The sequence below is a fragment of the Companilactobacillus zhachilii genome (assembly GCF_003606365.2).
Taxonomy (GTDB): Bacteria; Bacillota; Bacilli; order Lactobacillales; family Lactobacillaceae; genus Companilactobacillus; species Companilactobacillus zhachilii.
Window position 1 is genome coordinate 1,259,398 of the sequence record NZ_CP031933.2, and the last position, 17,690, is coordinate 1,277,087.

The 17,690-nt window shown below is 35.5% G+C and carries 17 protein-coding genes and 1 pseudogene; 10 read left to right on the forward strand and 8 right to left on the reverse strand.

Annotated features, from left to right (window positions below):
- Positions 1–168: 168 nt before the first annotated feature.
- On the reverse strand, positions 169–948 hold the full coding sequence (locus D1B17_RS05760) for a potassium channel family protein (RefSeq protein WP_120142617.1): 780 nt from the start codon (positions 946–948) through the stop codon (positions 169–171).
- Positions 949–1,093: 145 nt separating this feature from the next.
- Between D1B17_RS05760 and D1B17_RS05765 the strand changes: the two genes are divergently transcribed.
- Positions 1,094–1,873 carry a TraX family protein gene (locus D1B17_RS05765; RefSeq protein WP_120142616.1) on the forward strand — a complete coding sequence of 260 codons (780 nt, stop codon included), beginning with the start codon at positions 1,094–1,096 and terminating at the stop codon, positions 1,871–1,873.
- 172 nt (positions 1,874–2,045) lie between these two features.
- Here the strand turns inward: D1B17_RS05765 and D1B17_RS13040 are convergent.
- Positions 2,046–2,186: pseudogene (locus D1B17_RS13040) on the reverse strand (sunset domain-containing protein); the annotation flags it as partial.
- A 508-nt stretch (positions 2,187–2,694) separates the two neighbouring features.
- On the opposite strand from D1B17_RS13040, the gene D1B17_RS05775 reads away from it, so the two are divergent.
- Together D1B17_RS05775 and D1B17_RS05780 are read left to right on the forward strand one after the other, a co-directional pair.
- Entirely contained in the window at positions 2,695–4,650 is a 1,956-nt protein-coding gene (locus D1B17_RS05775; RefSeq protein ID WP_120142614.1) for an elongation factor G, read from the forward strand.
- Positions 4,651–4,652: 2 nt separating this feature from the next.
- Complete coding sequence (locus tag D1B17_RS05780; protein WP_120142613.1) at positions 4,653–4,841, forward strand: hypothetical protein; 189 nt, start codon at positions 4,653–4,655, stop codon at positions 4,839–4,841.
- 142 nt (positions 4,842–4,983) lie between these two features.
- Here D1B17_RS05780 and D1B17_RS05785 read toward each other — a convergent pair whose 3' ends face one another.
- Positions 4,984–5,274, reverse strand: a complete 291-nt coding sequence (locus tag D1B17_RS05785) for a hypothetical protein (RefSeq protein WP_120142612.1) — start codon at positions 5,272–5,274, stop codon at positions 4,984–4,986.
- 141 nt (positions 5,275–5,415) lie between these two features.
- Here D1B17_RS05785 and D1B17_RS05790 point away from each other — a divergent pair, with 141 nt between their 5' ends.
- Entirely contained in the window at positions 5,416–5,841 is a 426-nt protein-coding gene (locus D1B17_RS05790) for a universal stress protein (protein WP_120142611.1), read from the forward strand.
- A 344-nt stretch (positions 5,842–6,185) separates the two neighbouring features.
- Here D1B17_RS05790 and D1B17_RS05795 read toward each other — a convergent pair whose 3' ends face one another.
- Together D1B17_RS05795 and D1B17_RS05800 are read right to left on the reverse strand one after the other, a co-directional pair.
- On the reverse strand, positions 6,186–6,722 hold the full coding sequence (locus D1B17_RS05795; RefSeq protein ID WP_120142610.1) for a phosphatidylglycerophosphatase A family protein: 537 nt from the start codon (positions 6,720–6,722) through the stop codon (positions 6,186–6,188).
- Positions 6,723–6,741: 19 nt separating this feature from the next.
- Complete coding sequence (locus D1B17_RS05800; RefSeq protein WP_120142609.1) at positions 6,742–7,398, reverse strand: HD domain-containing protein; 657 nt, start codon at positions 7,396–7,398, stop codon at positions 6,742–6,744.
- A 754-nt stretch (positions 7,399–8,152) separates the two neighbouring features.
- On the opposite strand from D1B17_RS05800, the gene D1B17_RS05805 reads away from it, so the two are divergent.
- The 3 genes from D1B17_RS05805 (at position 8,153) to D1B17_RS05815 (ending at position 10,901) form a co-directional block, all read left to right on the forward strand.
- Positions 8,153–8,716: a peroxiredoxin gene (locus tag D1B17_RS05805; RefSeq protein ID WP_120142607.1), complete on the forward strand. Its 564-nt coding sequence runs from the start codon at positions 8,153–8,155 to the stop codon at positions 8,714–8,716.
- A 441-nt stretch (positions 8,717–9,157) separates the two neighbouring features.
- A complete protein-coding gene (gene pnuC / locus D1B17_RS05810; protein WP_120142606.1) occupies positions 9,158–9,907 on the forward strand; it encodes a nicotinamide riboside transporter PnuC in 750 nt (249 codons plus the stop codon).
- A 79-nt stretch (positions 9,908–9,986) separates the two neighbouring features.
- The gene (locus tag D1B17_RS05815) at positions 9,987–10,901 is read left to right on the forward strand and encodes an alpha/beta hydrolase (RefSeq protein ID WP_120142605.1); all 915 of its coding nucleotides are present in this window, start codon (positions 9,987–9,989) and stop codon (positions 10,899–10,901) included.
- Between the two features lie 349 nt (positions 10,902–11,250).
- Here D1B17_RS05815 and D1B17_RS05820 read toward each other — a convergent pair whose 3' ends face one another.
- Together D1B17_RS05820 and D1B17_RS05825 are read right to left on the reverse strand one after the other, a co-directional pair.
- The gene (locus D1B17_RS05820) at positions 11,251–11,622 is read right to left on the reverse strand and encodes a YxeA family protein (protein WP_166806628.1); all 372 of its coding nucleotides are present in this window, start codon (positions 11,620–11,622) and stop codon (positions 11,251–11,253) included.
- A 135-nt stretch (positions 11,623–11,757) separates the two neighbouring features.
- On the reverse strand, positions 11,758–12,138 hold the full coding sequence (locus D1B17_RS05825; protein ID WP_120142603.1) for a hypothetical protein: 381 nt from the start codon (positions 12,136–12,138) through the stop codon (positions 11,758–11,760).
- 255 nt (positions 12,139–12,393) lie between these two features.
- Between D1B17_RS05825 and D1B17_RS05830 the strand changes: the two genes are divergently transcribed.
- Positions 12,394–14,343, forward strand: coding sequence for a hypothetical protein (locus D1B17_RS05830; RefSeq protein ID WP_120142602.1), 1,950 nt, complete (start codon positions 12,394–12,396; stop codon positions 14,341–14,343).
- Positions 14,344–14,576: 233 nt separating this feature from the next.
- Positions 14,577–14,750 (forward strand): hypothetical protein, encoded by a 174-nt coding sequence (locus tag D1B17_RS12585; protein ID WP_166806629.1) that lies wholly within the window; start codon positions 14,577–14,579, stop codon positions 14,748–14,750.
- A 731-nt stretch (positions 14,751–15,481) separates the two neighbouring features.
- Here D1B17_RS12585 and D1B17_RS05835 read toward each other — a convergent pair.
- Positions 15,482–16,180 (reverse strand): EAL domain-containing protein, encoded by a 699-nt coding sequence (locus tag D1B17_RS05835; protein ID WP_120142601.1) that lies wholly within the window; start codon positions 16,178–16,180, stop codon positions 15,482–15,484.
- 89 nt (positions 16,181–16,269) lie between these two features.
- Between D1B17_RS05835 and D1B17_RS05840 the strand changes: the two genes are divergently transcribed.
- Positions 16,270–17,628: an FAD-dependent oxidoreductase gene (locus tag D1B17_RS05840; protein ID WP_120142600.1), complete on the forward strand. Its 1,359-nt coding sequence runs from the start codon at positions 16,270–16,272 to the stop codon at positions 17,626–17,628.
- Positions 17,629–17,690: the final 62 nt, after the last annotated feature.

The window sequence follows — 17,690 nt, forward strand, 5'->3', positions numbered from 1 at the left end:
CAATTGTTAGAAGGGTAATTCTATAGAAGAATTGTACTAAATGAGAATTTTAGTTGTATTATTGCATATTTTGGGTTTCTTCTAACAAATTTATTATATTACAAATGAAATAAAAATGTAGTAAAATAATTAAAAATTAACAATGAAAACGTTATTCAATGTAAAAATTTATTTATCATTTGGTTTTTCCCTAGATAATTCTTTTGCTTTCAATTCAATGATATCTTTACGCAACTTACGATTCTCTTTTTCGATTTTGTCTAATTTCAACAAAATTCGGTCAAGCTTATCGTCACTTTTGACTGTTTTTTCAGTTGTGACATAGTTAGTGATCGTGCTAGTTAATGTACCGATAAAGCCAATTCCCACAATCATCAAGGAAATTGCTGATAGTCGACCAACGAGTGTTTTCGGTGCAACGTCGCCATAACCGACTGTGGAGGCAGTGACAATAGCCCACCAGAAGGAATTGCTTAAAGAAACGCCTTCGGCTAAGGAGTACGTGATAGCAGCCGTGACGAGAACAATACCGCAAATTATTAGCAGATAAATGAAACCATTGATTTTTAGGAATTTTTTAGCATTTTTCTGCATCTTCCCAGCAGTACCAATAAAGCGAACCAGGGTAAAAATTTTGGCAAATCGAATGACATTTATAACACGGAAGATTCTAAAAACATTAAAAATGGTATTAAAAGGTAAGATAGCCAATAAATCTACAATGTTGTGGCGAAAAAAAGCACCTTTATTTTTTGCTAAATACAACCGTCCAAAATAGTCGAAGGAAAAAATCAGTAATGTTGCAATATCAATTTCAATATAAGGCGATTTTGAGACATCAAAACCAGGGATGTAATTTAAGACTAGGATTACAAGTGACGCTAATCCGGCCAAAGCTATAACAATGTAATAACTATTTGAGTGGAGAAATTTATAAAATTTTTTCATTTTGTTAAATCCTATTTGAATAATTGTTTGTGTTAATTTAAGTCTTACTAACTTGTAATATAGCACTAACAGTTATGTTAGGTATATTTACTTTGCTAATTAATTTCATAATAATGGAAATAACAAGTAAAGGAGAATTATATATATGCGACAATTCACACCTAACATTTCATCAAAGGCGATGAATCGGGATATTTTTAAAATTGTTTTAATGTTGCTAATGGTTTTAGATCATATAACATTTTTTATCTCACCATATTTAGCTGATTTCTTTCATATTATAACTAGAGTGGTAGCGGTCGGTTTTGCTTATTTAGTCGTTGAGGGATTACATTATACACATAGTCGAAAAGATTATTTAATTCGTCTCTGTGGCTGGGGGTTATTCATGGCGGTTGGTAACTTCCTAATGAATCTATTTGTTTTACGAAAACAATTTGCCATGTCCATTATCGGCGATAACATTTTTCTAACTTTAGCCCTTGGTGCAGCAATGATTTGGTTATGGGATAATCAACAATCAAATGGAAAAAAGAATCGAAACTTAAAAATTCTTTCTATAATAATATTAGTTTTAGGCTCTCTGCCAATTCTAGAAGGTAGCTTTATTATTCTACCAGTGATGCTTATCACTCAATTGACCCATAATGATGTAAAAAAACGAAATTTATGGTACTTGGGATTGGCTATTTTAATGGCTGCGATTGAATTGCCAATGGCATTATCTATTCCAAATCCAACGCCACTCATGATTTTTGACAGCATTGCTATGAACGCCAGTGATATGTTTTTTATTCTGATCATTCCGTTGTTACATTTTTATAATGGTAAAGTTGGTCAGTATAGTTCACAATTGAAATATTTATTTTATGCTTTTTATCCGCTACATTTGTGGGTGATTCATTTAATCGCTAATTTTCAATAAAACAGGGGTTGTGAAATAACTATTTTTCCTCAAAAATGTAGCATAAACGTGGAACAAAACATAGCCTTTTCCGCTTAAAACAAATGACCCCAGCAATCCAAAATTCGGATTACTGGGGTCATTTGCCTTAATGTTCGAAAGCTGAGCATGTTTTGTTCCACGTTTTTTTTATTTATCTTAATGATTTACGATAACCAGCGTTAAGGGCGTCTTGTTCAGTATTGAAGAAAACGGCATTTTTAGAGTTAATATTATAGTTTCGTTGGCCTGGAACGTGATAAATTTTTGAATCAGTGTTACCGATGATTTTGCCATAAGTTGAATTTGTATCAATATTAGGTGTTTTTGCAGGTGGAGTTGTTACTGTTGGCGTCTTTTCATTAATTTTGCCAAGGTAATTTGAGGCTACCCATTCATTAGTAGCAACACGATAGTATTTGAAACCATCAGCCCCAATAACAGTTTGGTTATAATACCAAGCTGTATTAGGTGCTAAGCCACGGTTTGTAACACGAGTAAAGAGGTTGCCGTGGAGTCCAGCTAGAAAAGCCATCTGATTAGTTGTGACAGTACCTGTTTCAGTCATATTTATGGCCGAAGTCGTCGTTGTATCAGCCTGAGTAATTGTTGGGAAAATTGAACCAACTAGTAACAGGCTTGTTGCGATAATACTTGATAGTAATCCTTTTTTCATTATTAATTCCCCCGATACAAATGTTTTATAAGATTAATTATATCAGAGCTAATTGTCTTTTAATATGAAATTGTGAAGGATGTGGTAAACTAATTAGCGTGAATTTATTTCCAGAGGGGAGAAAGTTATGAAACAAATTGTCACGGGAATTGTAGCTCATGTTGATGCAGGAAAGACGACTTTATCTGAAGCTATGTTATATCGTGCTGGAGCCTTACGTAAATTAGGTCGAGTTGATAAAGGCGACGCTTTTTTAGATCCCGATGAATTGGAAAAGAAACGTGGTATTACAATTTTCTCCCATCAAGCTAACCTCAAATATAATGATTTAGAATTGACATTGTTGGATACTCCGGGACACGTTGATTTTGCTTCACAGACAGAACAAGTAATGAGTGTTTTAGATTATGCCATCTTGGTTATCTCGGCGACAGATGGCATTCAAGGATATACGAGAACACTCTGGCATTTACTTGAATATTATCAAGTGCCGACGTTTATTTTTGTTAATAAAATAGATGCAATTGGTGTAGATCAGAAACGAGTTTTAAGGCAATTACAAACACAATTGTCAGAAGGCTGTATTGCTTTTAATGGTCAAGATGATGAAGGTATTCCTGAAGCTTCTTTTGAAGAGATTGCCATGCAAGATGATGGTTTACTCGAGCAATTCCTTGACAGTGGTACGGTTGAACCTGATGAAATTAAGAAATTAATCAAGCAGCGTCAGGTTTTCCCATGTTATTTTGGATCAGCATTAAAAGTTACCGGTGTCGATGACTTTTTGAATGGGTTAGAGCAATGGACGACTGAGACAAATTATCCATCAGATTTTGCGGCCAAAGTTTTCAAAATTTCTCACGACGAAAAGGGAGAACGATTAACTTGGATTCGCGTAACTGGCGGAATTTTACCAAACAAGACTGTTTTAGTAAAAGATCAAAAGGCTAATCAATTACGTATTTACGATGGGGCTAAGTATACTACGGTGCCAGAAGTTGGTGCTGGTGGTGTTTGCGCTGTGACGGGATTAGTTGATACTTATCCAGGTCAAGGTTTAGGTATAGCCAAAGAAGGTTTGAAGCCGACTATTCAGCCTGTTTTGAACTATGCTTTAGATCCTAAAGATAATGATATACACAATTGTTTAACAGCTTTACGTGAATTAGAAGATGAAGACCCGCAATTGCATGTTTCGTGGTCTAATCATTTACAAGAAATTCGTATTCAGATTATGGGTGAAGTGCAACTGGAAATTTTACAACAGTTATTGTTAAAACGCTTTAATTTAGATGTTAGTTTTGGCGAGGGGAGCATTTTATATAAGGAAACAATTACTAAACCAGTTGAAGGTGTCGGTCATTTTGAACCTTTACGTCACTATTCAGAAGTTCATTTAATAATGGAGCCATTGCCAGTTGGCAGTGGTTTAGTCTTTGATTCCGACTGTAGCTTGGATGTTTTACCAAGCAATTGGCAACATCAAGTATTGACTAATTTGCAATCCAAAGAACATCTTGGCGTTTTGACTGGTTCACCAATAACTGATATGAAATTGACTTTGATTAACGGACGAGCCAGCAATGTTCATTCTGTGGGCGGAGATTTTCGTGAAGCTACATGGCGAGCTGTAAGACAAGGTTTGATGATGTCAAAACAAGCTAATGATTGTCAGCTGTTGGAACCATGGTATCGTTTTCGATTGGAAGTTACGCAAGATCAAGTTGGACGAGCTATGAATGACATTCAGAAGATGAATGGTAGTTTTGATGCCCCCAATATTATGCCCAATCAAACTGAATTGGCATTAACGACGATAACAGGAGTTGCGCCAGTCTCTGAAATGCAAGGCTATGCGCAAATGGTAAATTCTTATACCCATGGACAGGGACAATTAGAATGTGTGGTTGATGGCTATCGGCCTTGTCATAACGCCGATGAGGTGATTGCTGCAAGTGATTATGACCCAGTATCAGACTTGGAAAATACACCTGATTCCGTTTTTTGTGCTCACGGAGCAGGCTATCCAGTACCTTGGGACCAAGTGCCACAGATGGCACACGTTGGATATCTCAAGATGTAATTTTGGATGTTAAAGTAAATAAAACAGGTAATCCGATTTTGGATTACCTGTTTTATTTACAGTTACATTCTTTACTTGTGGATTTAATTGATTTAAAAACAAACAATGGATTAGCCGGAAAGAGCAAGAAATTAGGTCGCTGTGCAGGTGGCGTTAGCACTAAAGTGCTAACGCCACGGGACGAATTTTGAAACTCGCGATTTGTGCGAGATTCAAAATCGAGACAAAAGACCTTGGCTTTTGTCGGTCCCCATAGCAACCTAATTTTCTTGCTCTTGAGGTGGCATATTTAACTAGCACCACGTGTATTATTTATATAATTTCAGAAATATATTAATAAAAATTATTAAGGGCATACTCTTGTCCAGCCGAATCGAGCATTTCTTGCCATGATGAAAAAGTAGTCGATCGTTGGACGTGATTTTCCCACGATTCAATTGGCAGTCGTTCCAAAGCATTTTGACTCGTTACACCCACAGATTCAAAGAATTCTTCAATACAAAAAAATTGCGTATTTTTCTCCATGAATTCGTTAGTGAAATAATGGGTAAATTGAATTTTATTTAAGTCATTTCTAATTTGACATTCTTGTTTGATGAGCTCCAGTCTTTGTTTTGTTTGCATAATAACTAATCCCCTAAAAAAATTATTTACTATTCACCATCCAGTATATCAAAAGTTTATTATTTATATGTGCAATTATTAACATATTTTTCCGCAACTTGGTAAAATTTAAGTAAAGGATACAAATAGGAGGAAACTGTTATGTATAAAAAAATATTAGTAGCTATTGATGGTAGTAAAAGTGCTTATAATGCGTTGAATGCTGCAATTGATTTGGCGAAACAATTTGACTCAGAACTCTATTTGGTATCAGTCGTTAATACGGCTAACTTACCAATGAATGTTGGTGTTTCATACGCTCCAGGATTAATTGATGATATGGAAAATGCTTCCAGTAATGATTTGAAAAAAGCCCAAGGTATTGTCCAAGAGGCTGGGTTAACAGCTACTACTAAGTTATTAAATGGTGAACCTCGTGAACAATTGGTCAATTTCCCTAAGGAGCAAGATATTGATTTAATTGTAATGGGTAAGACTGGTACAAGTGCCTTTACAAGAGTTTTCGTTGGTTCGGTTACACGTTATGTCTCAGAACATACTAATATTAATATTTTGATTGTTGTCTAAAGGTGTAATATGGTTGGCTGCCGCCTCTAGGTGCAAGAAATGTTGGCGCTGTGGGGACCGCCGAAAGCCAAGGCCTTTCGTCTCGATTTTGAACTTCGCAAAATACGCGAATTTCAAAAGTCGTCCCGTGGTGTATGCGTTAAAGCGCCAACGCCACTTGCACTGCTGCCAAGATTTCTTGTACCCAGAGGCTAGTTTATTAGATAATTTAATTTTTTTATCGTTTAATATCAAAAAAGGATTAGATATATTTATCTGGGTATAAATACTCGATAAATATCTAGTCCTTTTTGATATTTGCCTATATAACCAAACTTGAAAAGAAATAATTATGTCAAATCCGTTTATTCCAGACTCTTTTGTTGATTATTTAACATCTTGTCAACTTCAATTTCGTTGTGAGCTAACCAACCACAAGCAGCGGCGGCAATTGCACCAACCAAATCATCCAAGAAGACATTGATTTTACCAGTAGACTTGTCATTTAACTTGCCAAGAATGCCATGTTTTAATTTATCGACATAACCATAGTTGGTAACGGAAACTGAGCCATAAAGACTAGCTAAAGTGATAGCCATGTTTTCATCAATACCGTAAGTTGATTCATCAGTTTGCATAATACGTTGCATAGGTGCTGATAGGAGACCCTTTTCAGCCAGCACGTCCAATTCGATTCCGGTCATGATAGCGTTCTGTGCTTCTCGTTTATGCAAAACTTTGTTGATAGCATAAATTGAGACGTCTTCATTTAAACCTTCAACGTAATCTTTTTCCAAGAAAATGACGATTTCAGCGATATCAGATAGCTCAACGCCACGATCCTTTAAATTTCTGATGATATGTTCATAATATTGTTTATCTTGTTCCTCATATGATACCAAAATGATCTCTCCTCAATAATTATTTTTTTGCATCCCATTCGGCTTTGAACTCGTCAAGAAAGTCCAACATATATTGATGACGTTGTTCGGCAATCTTTTTAGCGGTTGGGGTATTCATCATAGCAGTTAATTTTAATAATTTCTCGTAAAAGTGATTGATAATTGTTTCATTATCTAAATTACGATATTCGGCCTTATTCATACTCTTACGTGGTTGAATGTTTGGATCGTAAATCGTCTCAGAATTAGCACCACCATAATAAATCGCCCGAGTAATGCCAATGGCACCAATCGCGTCCAGACGGTCAGCATCCTGGACGATTTGACCAGCCAATGATAATTTTGGAGGATTGGCCGAAAGTGATTTACTAAAAGATAAATTATGTGTAATATAAAGAATTTCATTTATTTGTTCTTCAGTAAAATCAATATTTTGCAAAAAATCCCGTATTTCTTGTTCCAGAGTAGCGGGGTCAGAGACTAATTTATCATCAGCCACGTCGTGCAAATAGGCAGCAGCCAGAGTAATAGTTGCATCAGCCGGTTCGTCCTTTAAAATACGCTGAGCAGTTTTGATAACGCGCTGAATATGGTCAAAATTATGGCCAGTCGCATCATTACTCATCTTCTTAAAGGAAAAGGCCTTGATAGCAGCTAATTGTTCTTTATGAGTCATATAATCAATCCTTTTTTGAATGAATACATATATTGTACGCGTGGTGTTAGTAAATATGCCATCTACAAGAGCAAGAAATTTTGGGTCACTGTGGGGACCGATTGGAGCCACAGTGCGGTCTCCAATCTCGATTTTGAACTTCGCAAAGAACGCGAATTTCAAAACTCGTCCCGTGGTGTAGGCGCTAAAGCGCCAACGCCACCTTCACAGCGACCAAAATTTCTTGCTCTTTCCGGCTAGTTCATTGTTTGTTCTTAAAATAACTTTAAGTATTATTTTCCCATCAATGACTAAAATTATAGGATATAGAGCATATCCTTAATCTTTTGACTTTAAAAATTATTTCAATTACGTAATCCAAAAATCAACTAGCACCACGAGTATATTGTGACACAAATTATTTTATATCTAAAGTTTGGAAGTGAAATAATCTGTCTCCTTCGGTTGTTTTGAAGAAGTTCTTCCATTTTTACGATGGATTAATTTCTCGACAATGACCAGAGTGAAAAGGGCAAATAAGCTGTTATAATAATATATATAGATAAGTTATGGGGTTTAATTTTAGTTAAATTATTACGTTTCCAATTATATTAGGGTTCGAAAGCTAGACTTTAGTAAATGTACAAGTCCAAATTAATTGAATGGTTTTGGAAACAGTCTGATTTAACTCTAATTTCAGAAATAATTTTCTATGTATTAGCATTTCATCAAAATTTGCTTTATAATTAAGACATATTTTAGGGAGGCCTAATAAATGAATTATATTAATAAAGAAATTCCAGATTTTCAAGTTGACGCGTATCAAAAAGGTGAATTGAAGCAATTTACCAAGTCTGATTTGCTAGGCAAGTGGTCGATAATCTTCTTTTACCCAGCTGATTTTTCATTCGTTTGTCCAACTGAATTAAGTGATTTGCAAGATGCATATGCTGATTTCCAAAAAGCTGGTGCGGAAATTTACTCTGTTTCAGTTGATAGCCAATTTGCTCATATGTCTTGGGCAGAAACAACTAAGACGATTGGTAAGATTGAATATCCAATGCTTTCTGACCAGAAGCATCAATTAACTGATTTCTTCAACGTATTAGATGAAGAAAGTGGGCAAGCCTACCGTGGCGTTTTCATTATTGATCCAAAAGGTTTAATTAAGTCATACACGGTCAATGCGATGGGAATTGGTCGTAATGCTCAAGAAATTTTGAGAACATTACAGGCGGCCCAATTTGTTGAAGCACATGGTGATAAAGTTTGTCCAGCTAACTGGCATCCAGGGGATAAGACTTTGAAACCAGGTGCAGATTTAGTTGGTAAGATTTAGTCAATAAATATATCTCGTGTAAAGAAGGCTAGATATTTTCTTGGTATACATCCAGAAAAAATATCTAGCCTTTTTGATTATATTCATTTTCAAATAATACAACATTTTTCTGTCTAGACCATATTTAACATAGCGATATAGGTTGGAAAGTATGTCGTCGTTATAACAATATATAGTGTTACGATTTTGAATAAAACTATATATTGTATCAAATGATAAATTGTTAATGTGCTGGGTACAGTAAGCGCTTTACAACGATATGGTGTCATTACATCTGAAATCATAACTAACAATTCGATGGCAATTGGTGGTATGATTTTAGCTGTCGGTTAAATTGATATTTTTATAAATACAGTTTGAGGGATAAATAAAATTTGATTGATGCAGAATATAAATGCCAAAATCATACATTCTGTTTTCAATCCAGAGGAGAAGAAACATATGAGTATTTTCGATCCAAGATGGTATGTTGAACAAATGAAACATTGGAGTTTCAGAAGTTACATGCTATTAATGTTTGGCCTAGGAGCCATCACTGCGTCAACTGTTTCACACGCTATTACACCAATCGCAATTTGGACATGGTTAGCTGCTGTGTTAGGTTTCACATGTACTATTGCTATCACTAACGCTAAGCCATTGAATGGTGTCTTAGGATTAGTTTCCGCACTTATCTATATCTTTGTTGCTATCAACGCTAAAAACTTCTCAGATGTTGTTTTACAACTTAGTTATATCGTTCTTTTGGATATTCCTGTTTTGATCAGTCCACAATGGGCTAAAGATGCCGAAAAGCATATCCATGGTCTAACTGCTATGAAGTGGTTTAATACAGCCGTCTTCTTCTTTGTTTCATGGGGATTACTATATTTGATGGATACACGTATTTTCATCAGTCCTCGTCCTATTACTGATTCCGTTGCTGCTGCTATTGGTTTCACAGGTGCATTACTATGTACATTGCGTTTTCGTGAACAATATTATTTCTGGACAGCTCAAGGTATCATGTCAATCGTTCTTTGGGGTATCACAGCTACACAAGGCGATGCTAGTCCGGTTATGTTCTTAACATACATTATGTATTTCATGAACGATATGATTGCATTCTTTGATTCACATATTCACTGGTTCCACAAAGATGCTAGTGAAAATCGTGCCCGTGATGAAAAGTTGTCACAAGAACAAGCTTAAATTAATAGTTGGCAATAATTTACCATTTAGCTTAAAATTATTAAGCAATTAAATAATCTAAGTAAGGTAAGTTATAGTTATGCGATTAAAGAAGTATCTTAAAGTAATTCTTATAGTAACAATCGGGGTAGCACTGGTGGCAGATATTGCCGCTGCTGGTTATATGTTCAATTATGCCTTTAGTAAGAGTGGCTATGCTAGTAAAACAAGTGGTCCTTTAAAAAAGAATGATCGATGGTTACTCAAGCAAAAACAGGATATTTGGGAGCAGACTTCAAAAGATAATTTGAAATTGAAAGCTCGTTATTTACCTGCAACTGAAAAGACTGACAAGACAATGGTTGTCGTCCATGGTTATGGCAGTGCAAGTAAGTATATGGGATCATCCGTAAAGATGTTCCATGAAGCTGGATATAATGTTTTAGTACCAGATAATCGTTCCTTTGGTATGAGCCAAGGGAAGTATGCTGGTTATGGATGGAAAGACCGGAAAGATTTAAATAATTGGATAAAAATAATCAATAAAAAGATCGGTGCTAAGTCACAGATTGGTTTATATGGTGTCAGCATGGGCGCTGCCACTGTAATGTATACCTTAGGTGAGAAACCTAAGAACGTTAAGTTTGCAGTCGAGGACTGTGGTTATTCCACTATTTCAGGTGAATTGGATTACCAGTTAAAAGAAATGTTTGGATTACCTAGTTTTCCTATCGTGCCAACAGCAAGCCTTTTCGCAGATGTACTAGCGGGATATAACTTTTATCAGGCTAGCACCCAAAACACTTTGAAGAAAAGCAAGGTGCCACTTTATGTAATTCATGGTTCCAAAGATACCTTTGTTCCGACAAAGAATGCTTATTTGAATTATGATTACGCTAAAGGTCCTAAGAAATTATGGATTGTTAAAGGTGCAGGTCATGGAGAAGCAATGAAGGTCGCTGGCGATAAATACAAAGTTAATGTACTTGATTTTGCCAAAGAATATTTTAAATAATAAAATAACCTAGATTTCCAATTTTTTGGATGTCTAGGTTATTTTTTTACTATTCTTAGTGATTATATTTTAAGCTTTGCACTCTGTTCGTCACTGACACAAGAGCAGTCAAAACGATACTAATACTCTGACTTATTGACAATGTATTCAAAACAACGAATAAACTAGCCGGAAGGAGACAGAAAATTAGATGGCAGTGAAGGTGGCGTTAGCGCTTCAGCGCTTACGCCACGGGACGAATTTTGAAATTCGCGTACTTTGCGAAGTTCAAAATCGAGCTTGGAGACCGCTCTTTGGCTCCAAGCGGTCCCCACAGCAATCTAATTTTCTGTCTCCTGGAGGCGGCCCCCTATTTTAAAATCTGATCAAGTGATTTTCGAGGGACGGAAGACTTTTCAACTTTCTCCCAAGAAATTACTTGTTGTCTTTTATCATTATAAGTAACTTTTAAGTAGTTATCTGACTTAATAGGACGTCCGAGAGCACTGTTGAACTCAAGTAACTTTTTATTGCCATTTTGATCATAACCAGCTTGGTTATAATAATATTCGCGATGGTCATTGCCAGCGTCGTCTTTTTCAATTATTTCTTTATATGATTTCCCAACGTAGGTGTAGTAATCATCCCCACCGTAATTTGGAACATACCAGAATTGATAGCCGGCCAGTGGTATTAACAAAATAATAATGGTTAATAATCCAACCCCAATTTTTTTACTCATTATCATTCCTCCATAACTTAATTGGAATGATAGCACAGGTGAATAGCCTTTTGTCCTAACGGTTTTGTAAGGTCTGTAAGATTGGTTTTATGAATCCATTAATATCGCGGTATTTAACGATTAAAATTGTTAGCCTCAAACAGTGAATTTTGCTTGGTAATCGTTGATATCATCGTGGTAGTCAATAGTTAGAGATAGTTTATCAGTTTCAGTCAAATTGAAAAAGAAACTTTGATTTGGATAAATTATTTGTTGCTCCAAGTTTGATAGATCAAAACTGGATGCAATTTTGTCGATAGTGACTGGAACACCACCTAAATTTTTGATAGTCAGTTGTTGACGATTACGTTGACAGAGAAGATATGGCTTAGTAGCTTGCTGTAACATTTGATTGCGTAGTTTCAAGGCATGAGCAATTCGAAAGAGAGTGATGGCACCTAAAATCACTCCGACAATGAGCGTAATTGCAATGGTAATGCTTGTTATGTTGAAAATCATTTGTGATGTTGTATTCATAGTCCACTTCCTTTGATTAAATTGAAAAGCTCCTTAGTTCATAGTAACAGCCAAATATTACGATTCAAAAATTAACTCTTTAATAACCATTATAAACTATTGATTTAATAGGTTTTCATAAAAAAGAAATTTGTCTCATTCTCTTTCTAGGAAAAGTTTTTTTAGGTAAAATTAAGCAATTGGGGGATATTTAGATATTTTTTTGAAAGGGGTACGTTCATTAAACATCATTGGGGAAATAATAAAAAATTGTATATGTTGCTTTCAATAATTGTCATGATGCTGTTTCTATTATTTGATTTTAATTCAGACGTTAGTCATGCGGGAGGAGTTAAAGCACAGGTAAATACAACCAAAGAAACAGTAATTCAAGCCCCATTTATACCATCAGAGGATGGCGTTTATGAGTCAATGGTTTGGAGTCGTAGTGGATTCAATGTTCAACCTAAGCCGGATTATTTTGTCAAAAGTGGCAATGATATTTTTATTCATACGCATTCAGGACGGACGGTAATGAACTGGGGAAATCATGAGTCAGTAAAATATCGTTGGTATGAAAATATTGATGATCAGGGTTGGCATGAAATTAAAAATGATTCTGAGGATTTGTCAATTAATGTCGATAAGAACATGCCTGATCATGAGAGACTTTATCAGGCGAGTGTAACCTATGATTCTAAGTATACTTATTATTCTAAGATAGCAAACGTTCATATAAAACATGATGACGTGAAAGCGACTGAACTAAAGATTAAAGCAGCTAATAAATATTTATATAGTTTAGGTGATATTAAAGCCTTTGCCCGTTCAACTAATATCAGTGCAACAATCAATCCTGAGAACAGTACGAGTAAAGTTTTGTGGACTCTGGGGAAATTTGCTGGCAAAAAAACGGTACCGGTGTATGAAAATAATTTAGCTATGATCAATTCAAAAGGATTGTTGACTGCTAAAGATAACGTTCAAGGAACTGTTCGAGTTACGGGGTATATTATTAATGATGATGGAACAATTCTTTCTGATTCTGTAGATATTGAAATTGGAAGGGCTGTGGAAGATAAAGCCGGTGTTTTAGGCAAGGCCCAGACCTTTGAATTTAAGGCAGATAATCTCAAGCTTGATAATAATAATGAGATTGAAACTAAATGGCTTTTTAAAAAGAGTGGATCTGACAAGGCAATTGAGCTTTCAGGTAATAAAGACAATCCTTTTGCTTTGACAATCAAACCGTTGACCGCTGAAAATAATGGGGATCAGTATGCTTTCATTATGAAGAAGAAAAATGCCAATGGTTATATAGTTGTTTTTCAAACCAGATATGCGACGTTAAAAGTTAATCCGCCCGCCAACCGAAACGTCACCATGACAACGAATATTAAAAATTTAAATACTAATGAATCTGCTGCATCAGTTTTGAATAATATTACTGATGGAAATGAGCTCAAATTTGATTTTACCGTTCAAAATAATGGGTCAGTTGATATTAGAAATTTACAGCTAATTACCAACTTTAGAAGTGATGCTGAAATTACTTCTATAATGGTAGATGACAAGGAAATAGATAAAAGCCAATTTGAAAAATCAAAAGTTGGTCCAAATCTTCAGTTGGCGATGTATCTTGGATCCATGAGTGCTGGTTCAAAGCAGACCGTAACAGTTATTGTAAAAGAAACTAATTTGAAACCTGAGGAAACGCATGTTTTTAGTTCAGAGTTAATGGGTAAGTATGCTGATACTGGTGAGCAATTTGTGAATTCGGACTTGCCAAAATTGAATTTGAATTATGTCTCAAATAGAGGTCAAATTTTGTCGGAAGTGAAAGCAATTAATTTTGAACCGATATTTGGGGATGAGCGAAATACTTTTAAAAATCGAACTGATGATACTAATGCACCCAATTTTGTCGTTTCTATTCAAGATGCTCGAAGCAACAAGCATCAAATTAAGGTATCAGTTAAACAATTGAATAAATTTACTAATGAAAACGGCGATATATTAGATGCACACTTAGCTTTCTTTAACCCTGACCCGCAAATGATACCATTCGGGCAAGAAGTAGTAATTTCTCAAACAAAAGATGGTGAGGAGTTGCATTCGATTCAATGGGACAAAGGGCACGGCTTGAAACTGCACTTGGGCAATTCATTTGCTAAACCGGGAAAATATCAGGCTCGTTTGGAATGGGATTTTGTAGACGCTGCTTAAAACAACGAATCTTACAATTATGTCACATGAAACTAACAGTTTAGTTATAAAACTGATTAATTATTTACATTTTATTGAGTAAACCTGATAATGATTACATGATAAATATTTAATATGTTTATCAAATAATAAAAAAGTACATGCAAATGTTATGTTGACTCCGTAACATAGGAAAAACCGTCCATTTTGTCTGGACGGTTTTTTTGATGTTTAGATTTTTCTCGGGCATAATAATGGCAATTAGAGGTGATAATATGCATGCATGGATGATTTTTATTAGACAGTTACCAATTGATTTATATTTTCCCAGATATTTGATGGTAGTAGTTACCATAGCTCTAATTCTAAGTTTGTTTATTTTCAGTTTTGTTAAATTGAAGGCAGTTAAAAGCCACCGAGCTAAATAATAAGGTTCTTTCTTAAACTTGGTTATTTGCCGTCTCAGAGTGCAAGAAATGTTGGCGCTGTGGGGACCGACCTGAGCCAAGGTCTCAGGTCTCGATTTTGAACTTCGCAAAGTGCGCGAATTTCAAAACTCGTCCCGTGGTGTAAGGGATAAATCCCTAACGCCACCTTCACTGCTGCCAACATTTCTTGCACCCTGAGACTAATATATTTGTTATTTTTAATATGATGTAACTAACTCACTCAACAAACAGGTGCTATCTTATTTAAGATTGAACATAGTCAAAAGGCTAGATATTTTCTGGATTTATACCAAGAAAAATATCTAGTCTTTTTTTTATTCGATTCTATAACCAAACTTGAGAAAGAATCCTAAATAATAAGCCGGTGACTTTTTTATGCTAACTAAAGGACATGGTAGTAGTCCGCCTGCAGGAACCAAAAAATTATGTCGCTATGGGGACCGCTTGGAGCCATAGAGCGGTCTCCAAGCTCGATTTTGAACTTCGCAAAGTACGCGAAGTTCAAAATTCGTCCCGTGGTGTAAGGGATAAATCCCTAACGCCACCTTCACAGCAACCTAATTTTTTGGTTCCTTCCGGCTAGTTTATTCGTTGTTTTGAATAAATTGGAGTATCACATTGTAGGCTTGATTATTTTTTCGTCAATAAAAACTAGAGTGCCAAGACTTAAAGTACATTTTGAAACTTTCAACCTTAAGGTACTAATTTATTTAAGCTGTTTGATTGTAGTGATCATCAGGTAGTTGCATTAGTCGAGGTTTTCCAAAATAGTAACCTTGTTTAAAATTGATGCCCATTTTATCACTGAGTTGATTATCAGATTGATTTTCGATTCCTTCCAAAACCATTCTTATATGATATTCAGTACTCATTGCACGCCAGAAATGTACTTTATTCTGCATTTCTGGTTCGATTAGTCTTTTATGAAAGTTTTGTAAAGCAAATTTTAATTCAGATGCGAAAGGTAATAATTGTTGAATATCGCTAAATTGATTAATTCCTGAACCGACATCATCCAATGAAATTGGAATATTGTTGTCCCAGAAAATTTTTAAATGTGACATGATTTCTTCGTGAGAATAGTTTTCGGAATCAACATCTTCTGTGAGTTCCACCACAAGTTTAGTGGGGTAGAGTTGTTTTTGACTTTGGACAATTGCATCAGAAATTGAGGTGGTCATTAATTGATCACGGTTAATGTTGATTGATAATCGTAGTGCTTTTGTTGATAAGGCCTTTGTTGTTCGGACTAGTAAGTCAGCAATCACATTGGAGTCAATGGCAGCAAATGATTCTGGAATACGCCAACCATTTTCTGTGAGCTGTTTAAGCAAGAGTTCGTATCCGATAATAGACTTCGTCTGGGCACCAATTTGTGGCTGTACAAAAAAACGATAAATTTTTTTCAATTAAATAACCTCCTAAATGGGCTATACAAATCTCCAAAGAATACTATACTAAAGATAAAATACATAATAAAGGAAAAAAGAAGGGAATCATGAAAGTTGTCGTAATCGGATGTACTCAAGCTGGAATTGCGGCGATTAGACAGATTTTAAAGGATTATCCTCAATCCCAAGTGACCGTCTATGAACGGCAAAACAGTATTTCATATTTATCCTGTGCAACCTATTTACACATCGAAGGGACTGTCAAGACACTTTCAGATGCAATGTACGCTGAACCAGAAGACTTTGTTCGACAAGGGGTCAATCTGAAATTAAAACATGACGTAATTCAAATTGACCACCAAAAACATTCTTTAGTTATCCAAGATTTGATAACCAGAGAAATGGAAACAGCAACGTACGATAAATTGATTGTAACAACTGGTTCTTTAACAGCGATTCCAACTATTAGTGGAGTTGAGAGCCCAAAAGTTTTGTTATGTAAAACATACGACCAAGCACGTGATTTGTGCGCAAATACTATCGATGAACATAGGATTGCGGTAATTGGTGGCGGATATGTCGGAGTCGAACTGGCTGAGAGTTATATCAAGTCAGGTCATGAGGTCTGGTTGATTCATAATCAGCCCAATTTATTAGAAAAATATGTCGAACCAATTATAGCAAAAACTGTTGAGGCTACATTAATTAAAAAAGGTGTTCATTTAATTACAGGTGCACATGCTAATGAATTTGTGGACACGAAAGACGATGGATTATTAATAAAGACTAGTCAGGGAGATAGTTATCAAGTTGATATGGCCGTCGTCAGTGCTGGTATTATTCCGCAAACAGATTTATTACGCGGACAAGTAAAGATGCAAGCAAATGGAGCAATTATTGTTGATCCGTATATGCACACGTCTGATCCAGATATTTTAGCCGCTGGAGATGATGCGGTAGTTCACTTTAATCCAACCGATTCTTGTCGCTATTCGCCATTAGCTTCACATGCTGTCAGACAAGGGATGCTGGCAGGAATCAATGTTTTTGAACGGAAAGTTCGCTCAATTGGAACTCAAGCAACTACTGGTATACAAATATTTGATCAAACAGTTGCCACCACTGGCTTAACGTTAAAAGATGCTAAAACAACAACTTATAATGCTAGAAGTGTGGTTTATGAAGGACCATATCGTCCTGAATTTATGCCAGATGCATTTAAAGTGACAGTTGTTTTGATTTATGACCACAATAGTCGCAAGATTTTGGGAGCTCAGTTGATCAGTCAGCATGATGTTGCTCAATCCGCCAATATCGTCTCCAGTTTAATTCAAAATGGTGGCACAATCGATCAATTAGCTTTATTAGATATGTTATTTTCACCAAACTTTAATAATCCGTTTGATTATTTAAATTTGGCTGCACAAAAAGCAGTTGCTCAAGAAAAAGGTTTTTTAAATTCTTAATTTGATATTTAATGGATTCTTTTGTAAGAGGGACACAAAAATCACTAAATAGCAAGAAAGGG

Excerpts from the sequence above, each read along its gene's own strand:
- D1B17_RS05760 (WP_120142617.1), bottom strand. The coding sequence starts at position 948 with ATGAAAAAATTTTATAAATTTCTCCACTCAAATAGTTATTACATTGTT.
- D1B17_RS05765 (WP_120142616.1), top strand. The coding sequence starts at position 1,094 with ATGCGACAATTCACACCTAACATTTCATCAAAGGCGATGAATCGGGAT.
- D1B17_RS05775 (WP_120142614.1), top strand. The coding sequence starts at position 2,695 with ATGAAACAAATTGTCACGGGAATTGTAGCTCATGTTGATGCAGGAAAG.
- D1B17_RS05785 (WP_120142612.1), bottom strand. The coding sequence starts at position 5,274 with ATGCAAACAAAACAAAGACTGGAGCTCATCAAACAAGAATGTCAAATT.
- D1B17_RS05790 (WP_120142611.1), top strand. The coding sequence starts at position 5,416 with ATGTATAAAAAAATATTAGTAGCTATTGATGGTAGTAAAAGTGCTTAT.
- D1B17_RS05800 (WP_120142609.1), bottom strand. The coding sequence starts at position 7,398 with ATGACTCATAAAGAACAATTAGCTGCTATCAAGGCCTTTTCCTTTAAG.
- D1B17_RS05805 (WP_120142607.1), top strand. The coding sequence starts at position 8,153 with ATGAATTATATTAATAAAGAAATTCCAGATTTTCAAGTTGACGCGTAT.
- pnuC (WP_120142606.1), top strand. The coding sequence starts at position 9,158 with ATGAGTATTTTCGATCCAAGATGGTATGTTGAACAAATGAAACATTGG.
- D1B17_RS05815 (WP_120142605.1), top strand. The coding sequence starts at position 9,987 with ATGCGATTAAAGAAGTATCTTAAAGTAATTCTTATAGTAACAATCGGG.
- D1B17_RS05820 (WP_166806628.1), bottom strand. The coding sequence starts at position 11,622 with ATGAGTAAAAAAATTGGGGTTGGATTATTAACCATTATTATTTTGTTA.
- D1B17_RS05825 (WP_120142603.1), bottom strand. The coding sequence starts at position 12,138 with ATGAATACAACATCACAAATGATTTTCAACATAACAAGCATTACCATT.
- D1B17_RS05830 (WP_120142602.1), top strand. The coding sequence starts at position 12,394 with ATGTTGCTTTCAATAATTGTCATGATGCTGTTTCTATTATTTGATTTT.
- D1B17_RS12585 (WP_166806629.1), top strand. The coding sequence starts at position 14,577 with ATGGCAATTAGAGGTGATAATATGCATGCATGGATGATTTTTATTAGA.
- D1B17_RS05840 (WP_120142600.1), top strand. The coding sequence starts at position 16,270 with ATGAAAGTTGTCGTAATCGGATGTACTCAAGCTGGAATTGCGGCGATT.